Genomic DNA, 18,092 nt, shown 5'->3' with positions numbered 1-18,092 from the left:
TATGTTACGACACTGGCTGTTTGAATTGCTGATCAAACAACTTTTTAAACGCACCTTCCTGTTTCGTCAGCGCTGCGAGATCACCTTCTTCAACAACACGCCCCTCTTGGATGACCATAATTTTGTCTGCCTCCAAAACGGTCGAAAGACGGTGCGCGATCACGATGGTTGTGACGTTCTTCGTCAGCTTATCCAAAGCAGTTTTGACCAGAGCTTCGGACTCAGCATCAAGAGCGCTAGTCGCCTCATCCAGCAGAAGAATTTCTGATTTTCGAAGAATTGCACGTGCAATGGCAAGTCTTTGCTTCTGCCCACCAGACAAGAAGGCACCGTTTTCGCCAACCTCAGTGTCATAGCCATTATGCAACTGGGTGATGAAGTCGTGCGCATGGGCCGCTCGGGCTGCCTCCATCACTTCTTCATCCGTCGCATCAGGACGCGCAATACGAAGGTTCTCCATCACCGTTGACGAGAAGAGAAACGTCTCCTGACCCACGTACGAAATCTTCTGGCGTAGAGAAGCGAACGTAATGTTCTGCAAATCCTGATCGTCGATTTCAACCCTACCCCGAGCGGGATCATAAAACCGCATGATGAGCCCGAATATTGTGGACTTACCGCCACCTGACTGACCAACCAAAGCCGTTGTTTTACCAGCTTCGAATGTCACGTTCATATTCTTGATAACATTTGGTTTGCCCGGGTACCCGAACGTAAGGTTCTTGAACTGAATTTTCCCAGGGCCCGGCTCGAGTTCTTTGGCGCCTGGCTTTTCGCGCATTGGTTCTTCTTGATCTAGCAGTTCAAACATCATGCCAATCGGAACCAGCGTTGTTTCGATGACAACACGCATTTTGGACAAACGTTTTGCAGGCTCGTAAGCCATCAACAATGCAGTGATGAAAGACATCAATTGACCAGCTGTTGTCGGTTCGCTTCCCGCAATACCCATCGTGCTGATGATCAGAACACCAGCCACGGCAAGACCGGCGAGAAACTCCATCAGTGGGCTCGCGACAGACTGAAGCTTGGAAATTGAGTTTGCACGATTTTCAACTGACCTGATCGCGCCGTTCATACGCTGTGTCATATGATCTTCCAGCGCGAAAACCTTGATGATCGTGATACCGCCCGAGGTTTCTTGCAGCACTTTGATGATTTCCGAAAGCGCCTTCATCTCGGATTGCATGATGGAGCGAACGCTTTTCAACAAATAGCGTATGCAATACAGCGCAACAGGACCGACGACAAAGAACAGAACCGAAAGAAGCGGCTGCTGATAAACCATCACGAATACAAGGCCGACCAGCGTTAATGCATCGCGCACAAACCCGGTGACAATAACATCAACCAAGCGCCTGGCGGCCTGTGCACCTTGCGTGACCCGCATCAACAGACTGGAGGACTCGGTTCTGGCAAAAAACCCCACACCACGCTTGATCAGCTTTGCAAAAAGCCTCTCTTGTTGAACAGCGATAATCCTGTTGCCGGCGCGCGCCAAGAACACTGATTGAACGAACGAAGCGGCTGCCTTGCAGAAGAACAAGGTAACAACAGCGCCCGCAACCAGATAAACTTGGGACCGCTTATCAGGCTCAGTCATGGTATTGACGATGTTTTCCATCATCCACGCCGTCCCGGCAGTGGTCGCGGCAACCACGACCATCGCGATCATGGAAATCCCATACAACCAACCCTGGCTTCGGAGACTTTCGCCCAGAAGGCGGCCAATATGACCCGAACGCCATTTGGCCCAGGCTTCTTTGATCATTCTACTCTCCAAGACCTTTTGTCGTTTCGATGCCTATCAGTGCTGTTGTCAATTGGTGACCCAAGTGGCTTATAGGAGCGGCAACAGCCGGCAAAACGGGATGCTGTTAGTTATGCGCGACTGTCCAAAGAATCCATAGTTAGCACGCAGAATATAAAATCTGTTGTGTCGATATTGGGCTCTCTTAGCAACAATCTATGGCTATTCCACTGTTTTCAAACGTTTAACCTATGATCTCGACCAGCTATTTTTGCAAGCAGATCGGACCCCATCAGCGCATTACCGCCACTCAACATCACCCAAAAAGATATACCCGGCGCCATAAATCGTTTTGATCAGGCGTGGATTTTTCGGATCTTCACCCAGTTTTGTGCGCAATCGAGAAATACGCACGTCCATCGCTCGGTCGAAACTGTCACCGGCCGCCCCGCCCAACGCTTCTTGCATCTGGGCCCGGCTGATCAGACGCTTTGGACTTTCCAGAAACAACCTCAGAACCTCCCCTTCCGCATGGCTGAATGGGGTTTCAACGCCGTTGCCGTCTTCCAAAATGTATCGATCGAAATGTGCCGTCCATCCATTGAAACGGGCAATTTCAGACTGCAGAGTTTTGGTGCGGGGTGTACGCAGTCGAGCCCGGATGCGCGCGACAACTTCGGCAGGATCAAATGGTTTGGTGATATAGTCGTCAGCCCCAAGCTCGAGCCCAGTCACCCGATCCTGTACTTGAGCGCGACCTGAGATGATTATGACTGCCGCCCCCTGCTCAAGCGCCAGCCTGTGAACCAAAGCCAATCCATCGGTGTCCGGTAAAGACAGATCCACCAAACAAACATCTGGTGTAACACTCTTGAGCGAAGCCTCAAACTCGCGAGCGCGAGAGAAACTGTGCGTCCGAAAACCGGCATCTTCCAGCGCTTCGGTCAAGATGCGGCGGATTTCGGGCTCATCATCTACGATTGTGACCAGCGGTTGTGTCATCAGGCGGCCTCGGTTCGGATCAGGGAAGAAAGTTGTGCCATTGTAAACGGTTTGCGCAAAACCGGCGCCATAGTCAGCGCCTGTCGGTGCAAAGGGTCGGAATACGGAAGCGACGTCATAAGAATACACGGCAGCGCAGACTTAAGCTTAGATAACAAGTCCAGACCGGTTCCCTGCCCTTCTAGCCGAATATCCGACAACACAAGGACTATGTCGTCTATTTCTGCCGTCAGAGACAGCGCTTCGTCTACTGACGTTGCTTCGATGACAGTGAAGCCCATTTCAATCAACATGTCCCTAAACTGGCCGCGCAATTCATCGCTGTCCTCGACCAGCAAAACAAGCCCACTCTGAATTGGCGGCGCAGGACGGTAAGGTAGCCGCAGGATAACGGACGCGCCGGACGGAGTGTTGCGCAGACTCAAGTCACCGCCGGCAAGCTTAACGGTGTCGTAGACCATTGGTAGACCTAAACCCGACCCTTTGTTGCCTTTGGTGGTGAAGAACGGGTTCATCGCCTTTTCCAAAGCCTCGTTTGAGAATCCAGGCCCTGTATCTGAAACAGCTATCTCGATCCAAATCGCACCTATTCTGTGGGCGCTGATCGTGATCTGGCCAAACTCTCCACAGGCGTCACGGGCATTCAGAACCAAGTTTAGCAAGGCGTCCTGCATCATGCCCGGGTCCAGCATCAGCGCCTCGTCCGGCAACGTGTTCACCACCGACAATCCTACGCCACGCGGTAATGAGGGCGACGCCAAGATACGCAGGTCTTCCAACAGACCCCGCATGTCGGTTGCCTGAGGATGCGGCGTCCGGTTGCCGGTCATGTCAGCAATCCGGTTCAAAAGCTGCCCCCCGCGCCGTGCTGTTTGCTGCGTCGCGGACACGAGTTCACGAGCCTCTTCTTGCAAGTCCATCTTCTCCAACCGGGCCTGCATGCCCAGAATAATGGTCAATAGATTGGAAAAGTCATGCGCCAAACCGCTTGTCATCTGTGCGGCCATTGCCCTGCGTCGTGTCTGTTGCAAGGCAACCCGGGCCTGCGTTTCCTCGGTGATATCCACCGACATCACATAGACACCGCCTTCCCCGTCAGGCGTAAAGGACACTCGAATCCGCCGAGAATCCTGATGTTCGGTGAACTCGAAAACCGAAGGTTCACCCGCATACGCCTTGTTTAGATGTGGTTCGACCCGAACGAAGGCCGTCGCACCAAGCGCGTCCGAAATATGCATGTCCAGAATATCAGACGGCCGCCCCGGCAGGACCGCGCTGAGCCTGCGGTTAGAGTAGTCATATCGCCCGTGACGATCCAGATGCGCGATATGCGCCGGCATCATCTCGGTCGTCATTCGCGTTCGGGCTTCAATCTCGGTCAGCTGGTGCTTGGCTTCCTCTAGTGCCGCGTTCGTGGCTGCAAGCTTACGATTGGCCGCTGATAATTCCTCTGCACGGTCCAGCAGTTGGTCGGACAACTCCTCGGATCGTGCGCGCAACAAAGCTTCGGCCTGTTTGGTGTTGGTGATATCGGTGTAAACCGCCACCCATCCCCCTTTCGGCAAAGGAGCACCTTCAACTGAGATTACTTGGCCATCGGCGCGAACACGTTCCAGGTAATGCGGCTCAAAGTTAAGGGCCTGCTTGACCCGTAGATCGACCATTTCTTCGACATCTACGTCTTCGCCGTATTCGCCCCTTTCAGCCAGATACCGGATAGTGTCTGTAAACCGGGCGCCGGGTTGCACCAGCTCGTCCGGCAATTCGAACATTGTCTGGAATGGCCGATTGCTCACCACCAGTCGCAGTTGGCTATCATAGATCGACAAGCCCTGCCCGATCAGGTTTAGACCGGCGGTTGTCATTTCTTTCGCATGTTGTCCGGTAACGTCCAAAATTACCCTCCCCGTAACACATGCGTAACATCGGATTTGTCACAGGTGTAGAGGGCAAAGACGCGACACATTGGGGCCAGTACGAGCGAAATGCAGTTAGTATCTGGTTTTCGACTTAGGCCCGTCAGCCGTAATCGAATGGAGAGACAACGTGTGATCCATGTTCTGCATACGGTGCCGCAACATCTGCCGTCCCAGTCGCGCCAGATCAGCCGCATATTCGGGTTGGTCTGCGACGTTTTCCAACTCCCCCTTGCCCTCATGGTCGAAAAGGATTGGAGATAATTCTGCGGCGAACTCGACGAGAGTAAACCTTTCGTCTCGCAGTATACCCAAGCAAGAGTCGCTGTTGCCCGTACCCAGACGTTGCTGCCAGAGAGTAGGTTTCTCTGGTGCCGCAAAATCCAATTCACTAAATGAATACGCCCGCCAGCTCTCTGGTTTCTGTCCCTTAAGCAAAGGCATCAGCGATCGTCCGTCCATGGAATTCGGAATCGATTGCCCCACCCAGTCAAGTATGGTCGGTGTAATATCGATGGACTCGGTCGGAACAGTTACAATTGACCCAGCCTGTGACTGATTGCCCGGAGCTCGAATGATCAGCGGTGTATGATAAGCGGCGTCGTAAACCGTCATCTTACCCCAGCTATGTCGATCCCCCAGCATTTCACCGTGATCGGCGCTGATCACCACCAGAGTGTCATCGTATTGCCCGCTGTCTTTCAGAAACTGCAAGACACGGCCTATATGGTGATCCACCTCGGTCGCCAAGCCAAGATAAACTGCCCGCAATGCCTGAATATTTTCAACTGTCGGCTCGACGGTATCAAAGCCCTCAACAAAGTCTGCAGGCGTCTGTTTGTCCATTGTCGGACCAAAGAACGGGTGGATAGCCCGTTCCTTTGACGGATCAATATGCCCATTCGGCACCGGCAAACCCGTTGGGTCGTACATGTCATTGTAAGGTGCTGGTGCCACCAGCGGCGGATGGGGCCGGATGTAAGTCAGATGCGCGAACCAACCCTGCCCAGCAAATGGTGCCATGCTGTTGATGAACGCATCGGTCAGAAACGCTGTGTCGCTGTCCTCGGCCTTATATGGGGCCGGGTCATTCAAGCGGGTATCCCCGCCTGTGGGCGAAACCGGTTTATGCAGATCCCAGTAATCCTCGAACACATACCCTTTTTGCATGAGATCCGCTCGCCAAGGATAGGATTCCTCAAGACGCATTTCGATAACTTCATGAAACCCAGTCATTGGTTGTTCATAGGATTTCAGGATCGGGTCGTTTGAGTGATGCGCACGTGGATCAGCGGATGTGTCGGTGTAACCGAACAACATGGGCAGATACCCGGCCTTACGCATTTCAGTTGCTATATTAGGGGTATCGTGGCGCAACGGTGTTCCATTGCGAACCGACCGATGGTTCATTGCATATTGCCCCGTCAGGATCGAAGCCCGGGACGGTCCGCACGGATTGGTCACGGAGAAATGCCGATCGAAGGTTACCGCGTCCTTCATGAACGCACGCAAGTTCGGTAAATCAACATGGGACGCCAAAGCCCCATTGAGGCAATCCGCCCGCAATTGATCAATGATAACAAACAGAACATTCCCGGCGTGCGGCATTTCATTTCCTTTTGATTCCACGATTGTGGGTCGGGCGAACCATGTCTGCGTTCATCAATCCCGACAACCGATTTGTCACGCATGATTTTGTTTGAGCAGCAAAGGGCTGGGAAGAAAAAAGAAAATATGCCGCATACCAATAGGGCAGGTTTACTGGCGCAACTTGGATCACTACGTCTCGAAACTGTCACACCCACGCTATTGCACCATGAGAAATACCATCGACGTTGCAAAAATACATTGCAGCTCAATTTGGTTTCACTTCACATACGCCCATGACGCAGCCAGCGATACATTCAGACCGAACATCTGACGGTGTTCACCTGCGGGTCACGGGCGAGTTGCTGACGCAATCTTTGGCATCTGTTGAAAAGGCCTTCGCTTCGTTTCAACCGGATGGCAGCGACGTCACAGTTGATTTCTCGGAAATTCAGGCGCTGGACACCGGCGGAGCGTGGCTGATTGCGAATTTGGCACGACGCGTCCGCGCATCTGGTGCAGAGGTCACATACAACGGCTTGAGCCCGGCCCATTCTGCGCTGCTCGACACTGTCGCAGACAATATACCTGACGATCCTGGCACTCCGGTTGAGCATCGCAGCATTTTAGGCTGGGTCGCAGGCGTTGGCGAACGCACCGTTGGGGCTTGGAAGGACACGCTGTCGATGGTGGGCTTTCTGGGGTTAACATTGCACAGGCTTGCCCGCACAATTCTGATGCCGCACCGACTGCGAAGAGCCGCTCTGGTATCGCAGATGGAAGAAACGGGTTTCAAAGCCATTCCGATTGTAGCGCTAATGGGCTTTTTGATCGGCGTCGTGTTGGCTTTTCAGGGCGCCACCCAGTTGAAACAGTTCGGAGCCGAGATCTTCGTGGTCGAATTGATTTCGATCTCAGTACTGCGCGAACTGGGTATTTTGCTCACCGCCATTATTGTCGCTGGCCGATCCGGATCGGCATTCACCGCGTCTATCGGCTCCATGAAAGTTCAGGAAGAGATCGACGCGATGCGAACTTTGGGGCTGGACCCAGTCGAAGTGCTGGTTATCCCGCGGGTTGTTGCCCTGCTGATCATGTTGCCGATCCTTGGATTCATCGCCGATATTTCGGCTTTGATCGGAGGCGGCTTGATGAGCTGGATCGACCTAGACGTCAGCCCCGGCATGTTCACGACCCGGCTGAAGGAAAACACTGGCATTTGGCACTTTGCGATTGGGATGATCAAAGCGCCCTTCTTTGCGCTTGTGATCGGCGTCATCGCATGTTGGCAGGCGATGCAGGTGAAAGGGTCGGCTCAGAGTGTTGGCCAAAGAACCACTGCATCGGTAGTGCAGTCGATCTTTATGGTTATCGCGCTGGACGCACTGTTTTCGATCTTCTTCTCGGTTCTGGGGGTCTGACATGGACGGAACCGTATTGGAACAGAACTCTAAAGCCGACGCTCAACGCGAAGCCGTAATTCGCGTGCGCAATCTGACGAACCAGTTCGGCACACAGGTCGTGCACAAGGATCTAAATCTGGATGTCTGGCGCGGAGAAGTCCTGGGCATTGTCGGCGGGTCGGGTACGGGCAAGTCTGTTCTGCTTCGTACTATCGTTGGGTTAAACACACCCGCGGCCGGCAGTATCGAGGTACTTGGGGTCGATGTGCTGAACGGGCCTGAGGAAGAACGCCGCCGCATCGAACGCCATTGGGGAGTGGCCTTTCAGGACGGAGCACTGTTTTCCTCACTTACTGTACTGCAGAACGTCATGGCGCCCTTGCGTGAGCATACCGGGATCAGCGAGAGCCTGATGCAGGCCCTCGGAAGCCTAAAAATTAGTCTTGTCGGTCTTCCCCAGCTCAGCTGTGGAAAGTTTCCGTCCGAGCTTTCCGGCGGGATGCGCAAGCGCGCGGCCCTTGCGCGCGCTTTGGCGTTGGACCCCGAAATCGTGTTTCTTGACGAACCGACCGCCGGTTTGGATCCGATCGGGGCGGCCGCCTATGACGAACTGATCGGTGAACTTCAGCATGCTTTGGGCTTGACGGTCTTTATGGTCACGCATGATTTGGACAGCCTATACGCCATTTGCGATCGGGTCGCAGTTCTTGCTGAAAAACGCGTGCTGGTTGAAGGACCGATTGAAGAAATGACGAAAGTCGAGCATCCTTGGGTGCAGGAATACTTCACCGGCCCCCGGGCGCGCGCAGCGCAAGAGAAGGGGTAGGACAGGTAAAGGCTATGGAAACCCGAGCGAATTACATTCTGATCGGCGCTTTCACCCTTGCGGGTATCTTGGGCGCATTTGGTTTTTTCCTCTGGCTGGCCAAGTTCGAGGTATCGCGGCAATACGCGTATTATGATGTTCTGTTTGACAACGTATCAGGCCTTTCGGCGGCAGGCGGCGTCAGCTTCAACGGTCTTCCGGTTGGACAGGTGATTTCTCTTCAACTTGACGACGACGACCCATCCAAAGTGCGGGTCAAGCTTGAAGTAGATGCGGACATTCCCGTGACCGAAAACACAATTGCGCAATTGCAATCGCTTGGCGTGACAGGGGTTAGTTATGTGGAACTGACCGGTGGTTCCGCGAGCAATGAACGGCTGCCGCAAAACAGCGTTATAAAAAGCAAACGCAGCGCGATCCAATCCCTGTTCGAGGGCGCGCCTAAAGTTCTCGATGAGGCCGTTACGCTCCTCGAAAACCTCAACGCTGTTGTAGACGACAAAAACCGCAAATCTGTCAGCGACATTCTGGAAAACCTCGCCTCTGCGTCCGGCAAACTCGAGAAAACACTGAGCGACTTCGAAAGCCTTTCAACAGATCTGGGTGGCGCCGCATCCAAACTTGGCGATTTCACAACGCGCCTAGACCAGTTGGCTGATACAGCAGAGAAAACTCTGAACGCAGGAACGGATACGCTTACAAGCGTTAAAACCGCGTCAGAGTCAGCAACGGCTGCTTTGGACAGTGCGAAAACGACAATTGAAACGGCCGATCAGGTGATCCGACAAGACGTGAAACCGTTCATCGAACGAGCTTCGGCTTTGGCAGAAAATCTATCGGGGTTGTCTGACGAGGGCGGTGTCGCACTGGCAACCGTCACTGAAACCTTCTTGAACGCGAACAAGACCCTTGGTTCTATCACAGGTGCGATGGAAACAGCCAAGACGACACTAACGTCTGCAGAGCAGGCCTTTGACTCGGCCAACAAGGTTATCAACGAAGACATTGGTACGGTAATGGCCGACGTTCGAAATGCGGCAAACGAAGTTGCGAGCACGGTTAAGAACGTGACCACAAAGCTCGACGATATTTCTGCGGACATACTTAGCGCTTCACAATCCGCATCGGAATTGCTGGGCACCATCGACGGCATCGTTCAGGACAATCGCCGTCAGCTGTCCGACTTTATGCGCGTTGGCCTGCCACAGTTCACCCGCTTTATCGAAGAGGGACAACGCCTTGTCATCAATCTGGATCGATTGGTGGACAAACTGGAACGTGATCCCGCCCGCTTCTTACTGGGAACCCAGGCATCGGAGTTTCGTCAATGATTAGGTTTTTTCTTGTTGTTCTGTCTTTGGCAGCTCTTGCTGGGTGCGCCGGACTTGGAACGCTCAAACAAGCATCAAAACCGAATGATCTGTACTTGCTGACGCCTAAAAGCACGTTCTCATCTTCGTTGCCGCGCGTACAGAAACAGATCGTTGTACAGGAACCGACGGCAACCGCTGCCGTCAACACCGATCAGATTGCCGTCCAACCCACGCCTTTGCAGGTACAATACCTGCCTCGCGCCCGCTGGGTGGATCGGGCCCCACTGATCGTTCAGGCCCTGCTTGTTGAGAGCTATGAAAACAGCGGAAAAGTTGCAGCTGTAGGTCGCTCGACCGTTGGTTTGCGCGCAGATTATGTCGTTGTTCCTGATCTGCGTGAGTTCCAAGGGTTGGTCGTCAATGACGCCGACGGTTCACGCACTGTTCGAGTTGAGGTGCGCATGAACATTAAGATCATCGACGAATTTGAAGACAAAATCATCGCGTCCAGTTCCTTTCAGGAATACGTGGTTTCAGCCAGCGACCAGACACCGGACTTGGTAAATGCGTTTGACATAGCGTTGGGTAAAACAATGCGGGACGCTGTCGAATGGAGTGTTCGCAAAATCAACAATCACGCCGCCAAAAACCCAAGACAGTATTAACGGGCGCTGCTCGGCGGCAACGCCCTTGTGGTAGATCTATTGGTCCAGTGTTTCCGCAAGGCGCATCATGGTGACAGCTTCTGCCCTGTAGCCAAACAGATCTTCCCCTTTTGCCGAATTGGCAAGGTCGATAGCGTCGTCATATGACCACGACCCCAGATATGACCCGCCACGCAGCAGCTCGCCAAACCCAGCAATAGCGTACGAGAACTGAACGTCTTCTGTCACAAAGCCCTGCCCTGCAAAAATCGGCTCCTCAATCAATTGGCTGTTGTGTGTTCCAGGCTCTTTGTAGCGCATTTTGAAGTACCCTATTTCTTCTGATCCTTCTGAAACCGACCGTTCCGCATAGCGCAGCGGACCGTTTCGGATCGCATGAGATCCAACCGGAGTAACCTCGTAAATCGCAGTTACAGTGTGGCCGGCACCTATATCGCCAGCGTCAACCTTGTCGTTCGAAAAGTCTTCGCGTCGCAAAGAGCGGGTTTCATACCCAATCAGACGGTACTCGGCGATTTGGGCAGGATTGAACTCGACCTGTATTTTTACGTCATTTGCGATCGGAAAGAGCGCTCCTGTCAACTGGTCAACCAACACTTTGCGCGCCTCGCCCAGTGTATCGATGTAAGCGGCCTGTCCATTCCCATTTTGCGCCAGAGCCTGCATCGTCGCGTCGTCCAAGTTTCCTCGACCGAAACCAAGAACACTTAGGAAAGTACCGCTGTCGCGTTTACCAGCAATGAACTCTTTCAAGGTCTCTGGGTCCGACAAACCAACGTTGAAATCTCCGTCCGTTGCAAGGATTACGCGCGTTACTTCGCCGTCCGTAGCCATGCTTTCGGCAACTTGGTAGGCCTGTTGCAACCCGGCTTGGCCTGCCGTCGAACCTCCGGCTTCAAGTTGTTCAAGTGCCGCAAAGATTTTCGCTTGGTTCGATGCTTCCGTAGGCTCCAGCACCTGCCCGGCGCTACCTGCATAAGTAACGATCGAGACCTGATCTTCGGGTCGCAATTCCGAAAGCAAAAGGCGGAAGGATTGCTTGAGCAACGGCAGCTTGTTCACATCCTGCATCGAACCTGACGTATCGATCAGAAACACAAGATTTAGCGGAGGTCGATCCTCGATCAGAGGCAGCGCCCCTTGGATACCAATATGAACCAACTGTGTACCTTCGTTCCAAGGTGTAGGGTTGACAGTTATCGTAGGACGAAACGGTGCATCATCTTCTGGAGCGGGGTAGTCGTAAGGGAAGTAATTCACCATCTCCTCCACCCGAATTGCATCTTTTGGCGGTAACTGACCGCGCATTAGCGAAGAGCGGACAATCGAATAGGAGGCCGTATCAACATCAATAGAAAAGGTGGAAACCGGGTCTTCTGCCGTAACTTTCAGCGGATTGGCATCCGCATTTGCGAACACTTCGGTATCGGCTTCGACTGTGACGCCCAAGTCTTGAACAGGTGCAGGTGCCACCAAGGGTCTGACTGCGTTTGATGTATCACCTGAAATGCCAATTCGCGCACTGCGATTGACCTCCGACTCGTAGGAACGCAGTTTTTGCGTAGGCGCGATCTCTTCAGCAACAACAAGCGGGGCCTCAACGACTGGTTCGTCCATTCCCGCAAAATCTGCCTCTAACTGCGATGCTGGCGGCGTCGCAACTCTGCTTTCCTTTAAACCGGTCGGGTTCACCACATAGTCCCGCGTCTGCGGCAGGATCATAACCAGCGCCACAGCGGCAATTGCGGTTGTCGCAGTTAAAGCACCGCGATGTGAGAGGGCATTCAACATGGTTTTCGCTCCTTCTGTCAGGCGGACCTTCAGGCCTCGCTTAACAGTCGGACGTTTCTCAACCGGCGATCCTTGGGTATTGGCGAAGATTTTCTGCGCCTGTTCCAGGTTTTTTGCCCGGCGCTGCGCGTTCGGCGTCGGGGTGGCCGAGCTCATAAGCGTTTTCAGATCTTCAAAGTCGTCTGTCATTCCGCCAACTCCTCTTGCCGCAAAGCGCGCAAACGCTTTCGTATATCAGACATGCGCCAGGAAACTGTGCCCTCGGACACTCCTAGAACTTCGGCGGCTTCGGCATGGGTCATTTCATCTTCTAAGGTCAGTGCCAGCGTATCCTGCAACTCTTGCGGCAAAGACCGCATGGCGCGCTGCAACCAATCGACGGCTTCGGCAGACTCCGCCGCCTCGGCGCGACGCATCTGTTCCACGTCACCCCATCCTTCGGCGGCCCGGTTATGGCTGGTTTGACGGCGACGTGCATCCTCTGCCGCGTTGACGACCACTCGATAAAGCCAAGTGGTGAATTTTGCCTGCCCTCGAAAACCTACGATCTTGACGGGTAAAGCAGCACATATATCCTGCGTCAAATCCTCGGCCTGATCAGCCCGCCCAGTCAGCCGGAAAGCCAGTCGAAACACGCTATCGTAATGCCGCTCCAATAGCGACGCAAACGCATCAGCGTCGCCCCGCGAGGCGGCCTTTGCCAGGTCTTCATCCGTTGTTGTCATACGCATCACATTGGATAAGACGGATCAGATGGGCCATTCCTTGGCGGCTGTCCCCAAAAAAATTAAAAATGATCAGCCGACGCCATCTTCCAATCTGCAGCAAACTCAATCGGGATCTCATTCGACAACAAAATACCCTCGTCTACAAAGTTGTAGAGATCGGCATAAGACTGCTCCCGCTCATCTGCGGTTCGGCGGCGAATGTCCTCGGGCTGAAGTTCCGAAACTCTTTCTTTACCCATCGCGCCCAACAACTCTCGGAAGCTTTCCAGAGTGGCGTCATGATACCGGTGAACGCGTTGACGTTTTTGTGGGACGTTAACGGCCCGTCCCCGTATAGGATCTTGCGTAGCGACACCGGACGGGCAGCGGTTCGTATTACAATGCAATGCCTGAATGCACCCCACGGCAAACATCATGGCCCGCGCCGCGTTGCACATGTCAGCACCCAAGGCAAATTTCTCGACCATGTCATACCCTGTGGCAACTTTGCCGGAGCAGATAATCCTGATCTTGTCTCGCAAACCGACTCCGCGCAGGCAATTGTTTACAAAGATCAGGGCCTCATTCAGAGGCATCCCAAGACGGTTAGTGAACTCAACGGGCGCAGCGCCGGTGCCGCCTTCTGAACCGTCGATGGTGATAAAGTCCGGTAAGATGCCGGTCTCCAGCATCGCCTTGCAAATCGCTAAGAACTCCGATCGTTTTCCAATGCAAAGTTTAAAACCGATGGGTTTCCCATCTGACATTTCTCTTAGGTGTTGAACGAAATGCAACAGACCAGTCGGACCTTCAAAAGCCGAGTGGATCGGGGGAGAGATAACGTCTTGATGTTCAGGCACCCCACGGATCTCAGCGATTTCCTTGTCTACTTTGGCCGCAGGCAGCACACCACCATGAGACGGCTTCGCCCCTTGCGACAGTTTAATCTCAATCGCCTTAACCACGTCTTTTTTGGCCTTCTCTGCAAACAGGTCTTTGTCAAACCCGCCTTCGGATGTGCGGCATCCAAAATAGCCGGTGCCGATTTGCCAAATGATGTCACCCCCTTCGGCCAAGTGATGCGGTGACAAACCACCTTCGCCTGTGTTGTGGGCAAAGCCACCATCCTTTGCACCACCGTTCAGCGCCCGGATCGCATTGGCGCTAAGCGCGCCAAAGCTCATTGCAGATACGTTTAATCGAGATGCGTGATAGGGTTGGGTGCATTGCGGCCCCCCCAGCATTACCCTCTCCTCGCTTTCATCCACCTCTTTCGGCGAGAGCGAATGGTCAGCCCTGTGATACCCCACTGAAAGAATGTCATACTGAGTTCCAAAAGCTTGGGTATCCACCTGCCCTTTCGCCCGAGAATAGACCAGACTGCGTACAATTCGATTGAAGGGACGCCCGCTTTCGTTTGTTTCAACAAAATATTGGCGGATTTCCGGGCTTACAAATTCCAGCATATAGCGGAAGTGACCCAGGACAGGGTAGTTATTCAGAACATTGTGCTTGGTGGTCAACATATCATAGAGACCAACCACAGCGTAAGGGATCAGAATGACCAGCAGCCATAAGGCAGGTGGCCAAAAATATCCCCAAAGCAGGGTTAACGGCAGGCAAACGTAGCTCAGGATGTAATAGAGTCTGCGTACAATCATTCGTGCTCTCCCAAAGTTCCGTTAAGCTGACCGTGCTCCAACCGTGATACAAATCGGCTTTTGATTGCAAGCGTTTGTGGCGCATCTCACGGCAACGAGCGAATTCGTGAAGTATGAAAAAGACTTAGCCAGAGTTGATCCACCCAGAGGCACACGGTATGCCCAGTAAAAGGCGAACCTGGGCAGGAACATCAGCCGTGACACAATCCAAACCTGCAGTGCGGACCACAGCTATTATGTTTGTGTCTGTCTTCGTCGGGGGCGCGGCAGGGTCGTTGCTGCGCGAAGCCTTTGCGGCGCAAATCCCGGGTGCTTCTGTTCTGACGGCCACGTTCGGTATCAATGTAGTGGCGTGCTTTGTGCTGGGGTGGCTCTATGCCATACGCCACCGAGTGCACGCACATGTGCTGCACTTAGGGGCCGTCGGGTTTTGCGGTGGGCTTTCAACGTTTTCCTCTTTTGTTGCCGAACTTAACCGCATGGCGGCGTCCAATATCTGGAATGCACTGACAGCCGCCTCATTAGAAATCGCTGTGGGCCTCGCCGCCGCCGTTCTGGGCGAAGCAATCGGTCGCCGTATGTGGAGGCCACAACAATGAGCGACCTCTATCTGCATGCAATGTTTGGCTTAGGTGGCGGTTTGGGTGCTGTGTTACGACATTGGATCGCATTGCGGATCAATCACGACTTGCCGGTCTCAACTCTGATCGTGAATGTGTTGGGAAGTTTGCTACTCGGTCTATGGATCGGATATTTGGGTGGCCCCATAGACATGAGCGAAGAAGAAAAGCGTTTGGTCTTTGGCTTCTGCGGAGGCTTCACCACGTTCTCAAGTTTCGCATATCAATCATTGGAACTACACAGAGAACGCACCATTGCACTGGCAGCAGGTAACATCCTGTTGAGTTTGGCGATGTGTTGGCTCGCTCTTTGGATGGGCCTTGTCCTGATGCGTTAGTGTGCGTGAACAGCGGCTTGCGTCCCGGGTTTCGGCGCCTTGCAGAAAAACAATAATGGTATTGTCGCAAGTGCTAGTAATCCAAGGTTATTGAACACAGTCAAATAGGAAATCAGTTCGGCCTGACGGCTGATCTCTTGACCCAGAATAGCTGCGCCTTGCGCGCTGTCTGGCGTCAGACCTAGCGGTTGCAAGTACGCCTGGGCCGCGGGGTTGTAAGGCGTAACGTTCTGACTGAGAACAGCCGTATTGGTCTGCAACCCTCTCACGACCCATGTACCGACCAGCGAGATGCCAACCGATGAACCCAATTGCCGCGTTACGTTGAACAGCCCCGATGCCTCATCCTGCCGGGACTTCGAGATACTCTCAAACGCCAGGATCGACATCGGTACAAAGACGAGCCCCATACCAAGCCCACTCACCGCACCAGGCCAGGCGAGCTCCCAGAACCCGGCATCCAAGTTAACCGCCCCCAGCATAAAATTACTTACCGCGGTTAAGAGCATACCAACGCCCGCCAACAAGCGCGGGTCAAAGCGCGTGACCAGAACGGCTCCAGTTCCGACCATCGATATTCCTGCAGCAATGCCCCTTGGTATGAAAAGGTGCCCAGACTCGATAACTGGGTAGTCGAGCAGGTTTTGTACAAAGGTTGGCAGAATGGCGATCCCGCCAAAAAGGGAAATTGCAAACCCGGCAATAACCAGATTGCACAAGGCAAAATTACGATCTGCAAACAAGCGCAGATCGACCACCGAGTGTTTAGTGGTCAGCGCATGGACGATGAACCCCAATGCACCCAGTACTGATGCGATCACCGCCACCTGAATGACACGTGAGGACAGCCAGTCTTTGGTTTCTCCTTGATCCAGAATAAACTGCAAGCACCCGATACCGAGGGCCAGCAACGCCAGACCAATCCAGTCGATCTGAACTTTTTCCGTTTCGTCATCAGGTAGCTCTCCGGCCAACAGCAACAAAGCCATGGCTGCCACCGGCAGGTTTACGAAAAACACCATCCGCCACGAAAAGTACTCGGTCAGGATCGCACCAATCGTTGGCCCCAGCACCGGGGCCACAACGACACCCAGCCCGAAAACCGCCATAGCCTGCCCCCGTTTTTCACGCGGAAAAGCGTCGAACAGGATGGACTGTGATAGTGGGATAAGGAATGCACCAAACATGCCTTGCGCCAGTCGGAAGATCACGATTGTCTCAAGACTCCAGGACAGGCCACACATTATGGACATTGTGGTAAAGCCAATAATAGCAGTCAGGATCAACCTGCGACGCCCAACCCGACGGGCCACAAACCCGGTCAAAGGCATAACAACCACGGCCGAAACGATGTAGCTGGTCAAAATCCAAGTCGCTTGATCCGTGGTCGCACCAAACGCCGCCTGAATATGAGGAAGGGCAACGTTGACAATAGTACTGTCGAGCACTTCAAGAATGGCGCTAAGCACCACGGCTACGACAATCACTGGATTGACGCGGCCTGCCGCCGAAGCTGTCATTTGCCGGCCTGATCTGCGGTGGTGTCCACGGTTACCTTGCTACTGCCGCCAACACGCAGTGGTACGTCGGTCGGGTCCAGCGCAACACGCACCGGAAAGCGACGCGTGACCTTGACCCAATTGCCGCTGGCGTTTTCGGATGGCAAAAGCGAGAAAGTGTCACCTGAACCTCGTCCGATCGACGCCACTTTGCCGGTCAAAGTGACACCAGGTAACATGTCCACCTTTACGGTGACCAACTGACCCGGATGAATCCGAGCCAGAGACGTTTCCTTAAAGTTGGCATCCACCCACCATTCGGCGGATTCAACAATGGAAAACTGTGGTGAATTGGCGGAAACCGCTGATCCGGGTCGCAGGCTCAGATTGGCAATCCAACCATCGGCGGTGGCATAAACCTTGGTCCAGTTCAGATCGGCCTGCGCAATTTCAAGTTGGGCACGGGCGGACAGGACATCATCCTGTTTGGCCGCCAAGCCGCTTTGAAGAGCTAAAAGGCCGGACTGGCTGGTGGTCAGCCGGGCAGAAGCCTGTGCGAACTCTGTCGTAGCCTGATCCAGCGAGACTTGGGCCACATCCCCGTCTGAAAACAACGCCTTGGTACGCTCAAAGTTATTCTTGGCTGTGTTGAAGGCAGACTGGGCAGATTCGACGGCCGCCTCTGCCGCAGTAATCTGCGTGGAATAGGACTGCGCCTGCTGCATAGAACTATCGAGATCAGCCTGAGCCTGATCCACGGATGCTTTGAACTGAGTGTCGTCGATTGTGAACAGAAGATCGCCTGCCTTGATCGGTTGATTATCGGTTATCGGAACCTCGGCAACCTGACCGGTCACCTGCGCCGCGACGTAGATGATGTTCGCGCCGACATAGGCGTCCTTGGTGGACGGGTACCGTTCTTCATGACGCCAAAACAAAAACAGCCCTGCCGCTATGGCGATCAACATGGCTGCAACAGCGATGGCTTTCATAGATTTCATTCTTCAGGCCTCA

The 18,092-nt window shown here is 53.7% G+C and carries 15 protein-coding genes; 6 read left to right on the top strand and 9 right to left on the bottom strand.

The window, feature by feature from the left end:
- Positions 1–4 precede the first annotated feature (4 nt).
- The 4 genes from ACR0EO_RS20235 to ACR0EO_RS20220 form a co-directional block, all read right to left on the bottom strand.
- Complete coding sequence (locus ACR0EO_RS20235; RefSeq protein ID WP_480692645.1) at positions 5–1,771, bottom strand: ABC transporter ATP-binding protein; 1,767 nt, start codon at positions 1,769–1,771, stop codon at positions 5–7.
- Between the two features lie 279 nt (positions 1,772–2,050).
- The gene (locus ACR0EO_RS20230; RefSeq protein ID WP_480692644.1) at positions 2,051–2,752 is read right to left on the bottom strand and encodes a response regulator transcription factor; all 702 of its coding nucleotides are present in this window, start codon (positions 2,750–2,752) and stop codon (positions 2,051–2,053) included.
- Entirely contained in the window at positions 2,752–4,617 is a 1,866-nt protein-coding gene (locus ACR0EO_RS20225) for a PAS-domain containing protein (protein ID WP_480692642.1), read from the bottom strand. Before ACR0EO_RS20225 ends, ACR0EO_RS20230 begins: the two co-directional genes overlap by 1 nt.
- Positions 4,618–4,743: 126 nt before the next feature.
- Complete coding sequence (locus tag ACR0EO_RS20220; protein ID WP_480692641.1) at positions 4,744–6,276, bottom strand: sulfatase-like hydrolase/transferase; 1,533 nt, start codon at positions 6,274–6,276, stop codon at positions 4,744–4,746.
- Positions 6,277–6,551: 275 nt separating this feature from the next.
- Between ACR0EO_RS20220 and ACR0EO_RS20215 the strand changes: the two genes are divergently transcribed.
- From ACR0EO_RS20215 to ACR0EO_RS20200, 4 genes are read left to right on the top strand one after another with little or no spacing between them, the layout of a single operon-like run.
- Complete coding sequence (locus tag ACR0EO_RS20215; protein ID WP_480692640.1) at positions 6,552–7,676, top strand: ABC transporter permease; 1,125 nt, start codon at positions 6,552–6,554, stop codon at positions 7,674–7,676.
- 1 nt (position 7,677) lies between these two features.
- Positions 7,678–8,484 carry an ABC transporter ATP-binding protein gene (locus ACR0EO_RS20210; protein WP_480692639.1) on the top strand — a complete coding sequence of 269 codons (807 nt, stop codon included), beginning with the start codon at positions 7,678–7,680 and terminating at the stop codon, positions 8,482–8,484.
- 14 nt (positions 8,485–8,498) lie between these two features.
- Positions 8,499–9,815, top strand: coding sequence for an MlaD family protein (locus ACR0EO_RS20205; RefSeq protein ID WP_480692638.1), 1,317 nt, complete (start codon positions 8,499–8,501; stop codon positions 9,813–9,815).
- A complete protein-coding gene (locus ACR0EO_RS20200; protein WP_480692637.1) occupies positions 9,812–10,462 on the top strand; it encodes an ABC-type transport auxiliary lipoprotein family protein in 651 nt (216 codons plus the stop codon). Before ACR0EO_RS20205 ends, ACR0EO_RS20200 begins: the two co-directional genes overlap by 4 nt.
- Positions 10,463–10,498: 36 nt before the next feature.
- Here ACR0EO_RS20200 and ACR0EO_RS20195 read toward each other — a convergent pair whose 3' ends face one another.
- The 3 genes from ACR0EO_RS20195 to ACR0EO_RS20185 form a co-directional block, all read right to left on the bottom strand.
- On the bottom strand, positions 10,499–12,442 hold the full coding sequence (locus ACR0EO_RS20195; RefSeq protein ID WP_480692636.1) for a vWA domain-containing protein: 1,944 nt from the start codon (positions 12,440–12,442) through the stop codon (positions 10,499–10,501).
- Positions 12,439–12,978 (bottom strand): RNA polymerase sigma factor, encoded by a 540-nt coding sequence (locus ACR0EO_RS20190; RefSeq protein WP_480692634.1) that lies wholly within the window; start codon positions 12,976–12,978, stop codon positions 12,439–12,441. The genes ACR0EO_RS20195 and ACR0EO_RS20190 overlap by 4 nt, the downstream gene beginning before the upstream one ends.
- Positions 12,979–13,040: 62 nt before the next feature.
- Entirely contained in the window at positions 13,041–14,621 is a 1,581-nt protein-coding gene (locus ACR0EO_RS20185) for an FMN-binding glutamate synthase family protein (RefSeq protein ID WP_480692632.1), read from the bottom strand.
- 197 nt (positions 14,622–14,818) lie between these two features.
- Between ACR0EO_RS20185 and ACR0EO_RS20180 the strand changes: the two genes are divergently transcribed.
- Complete coding sequence (locus ACR0EO_RS20180) at positions 14,819–15,220, top strand: fluoride efflux transporter FluC (protein WP_480692630.1); 402 nt, start codon at positions 14,819–14,821, stop codon at positions 15,218–15,220.
- A complete protein-coding gene (gene crcB, locus ACR0EO_RS20175) occupies positions 15,217–15,579 on the top strand; it encodes a fluoride efflux transporter CrcB (RefSeq protein WP_480692629.1) in 363 nt (120 codons plus the stop codon). The genes ACR0EO_RS20180 and crcB overlap by 4 nt, the downstream gene beginning before the upstream one ends.
- Here crcB and ACR0EO_RS20170 read toward each other — a convergent pair.
- Both ACR0EO_RS20170 and ACR0EO_RS20165 read right to left on the bottom strand, forming a co-directional pair.
- Positions 15,576–17,099 carry a DHA2 family efflux MFS transporter permease subunit gene (locus ACR0EO_RS20170; RefSeq protein ID WP_480692627.1) on the bottom strand — a complete coding sequence of 508 codons (1,524 nt, stop codon included), beginning with the start codon at positions 17,097–17,099 and terminating at the stop codon, positions 15,576–15,578. The genes crcB and ACR0EO_RS20170 overlap by 4 nt on opposite strands.
- Positions 17,096–18,079 carry an HlyD family secretion protein gene (locus tag ACR0EO_RS20165; RefSeq protein ID WP_480692626.1) on the bottom strand — a complete coding sequence of 328 codons (984 nt, stop codon included), beginning with the start codon at positions 18,077–18,079 and terminating at the stop codon, positions 17,096–17,098. Before ACR0EO_RS20165 ends, ACR0EO_RS20170 begins: the two co-directional genes overlap by 4 nt.
- Positions 18,080–18,092 lie beyond the last annotated feature (13 nt).

Source organism: Ruegeria sp. BE9 (assembly GCF_056538765.1).
This window is presented reverse-complemented; position numbering and strand designations above follow the sequence as displayed.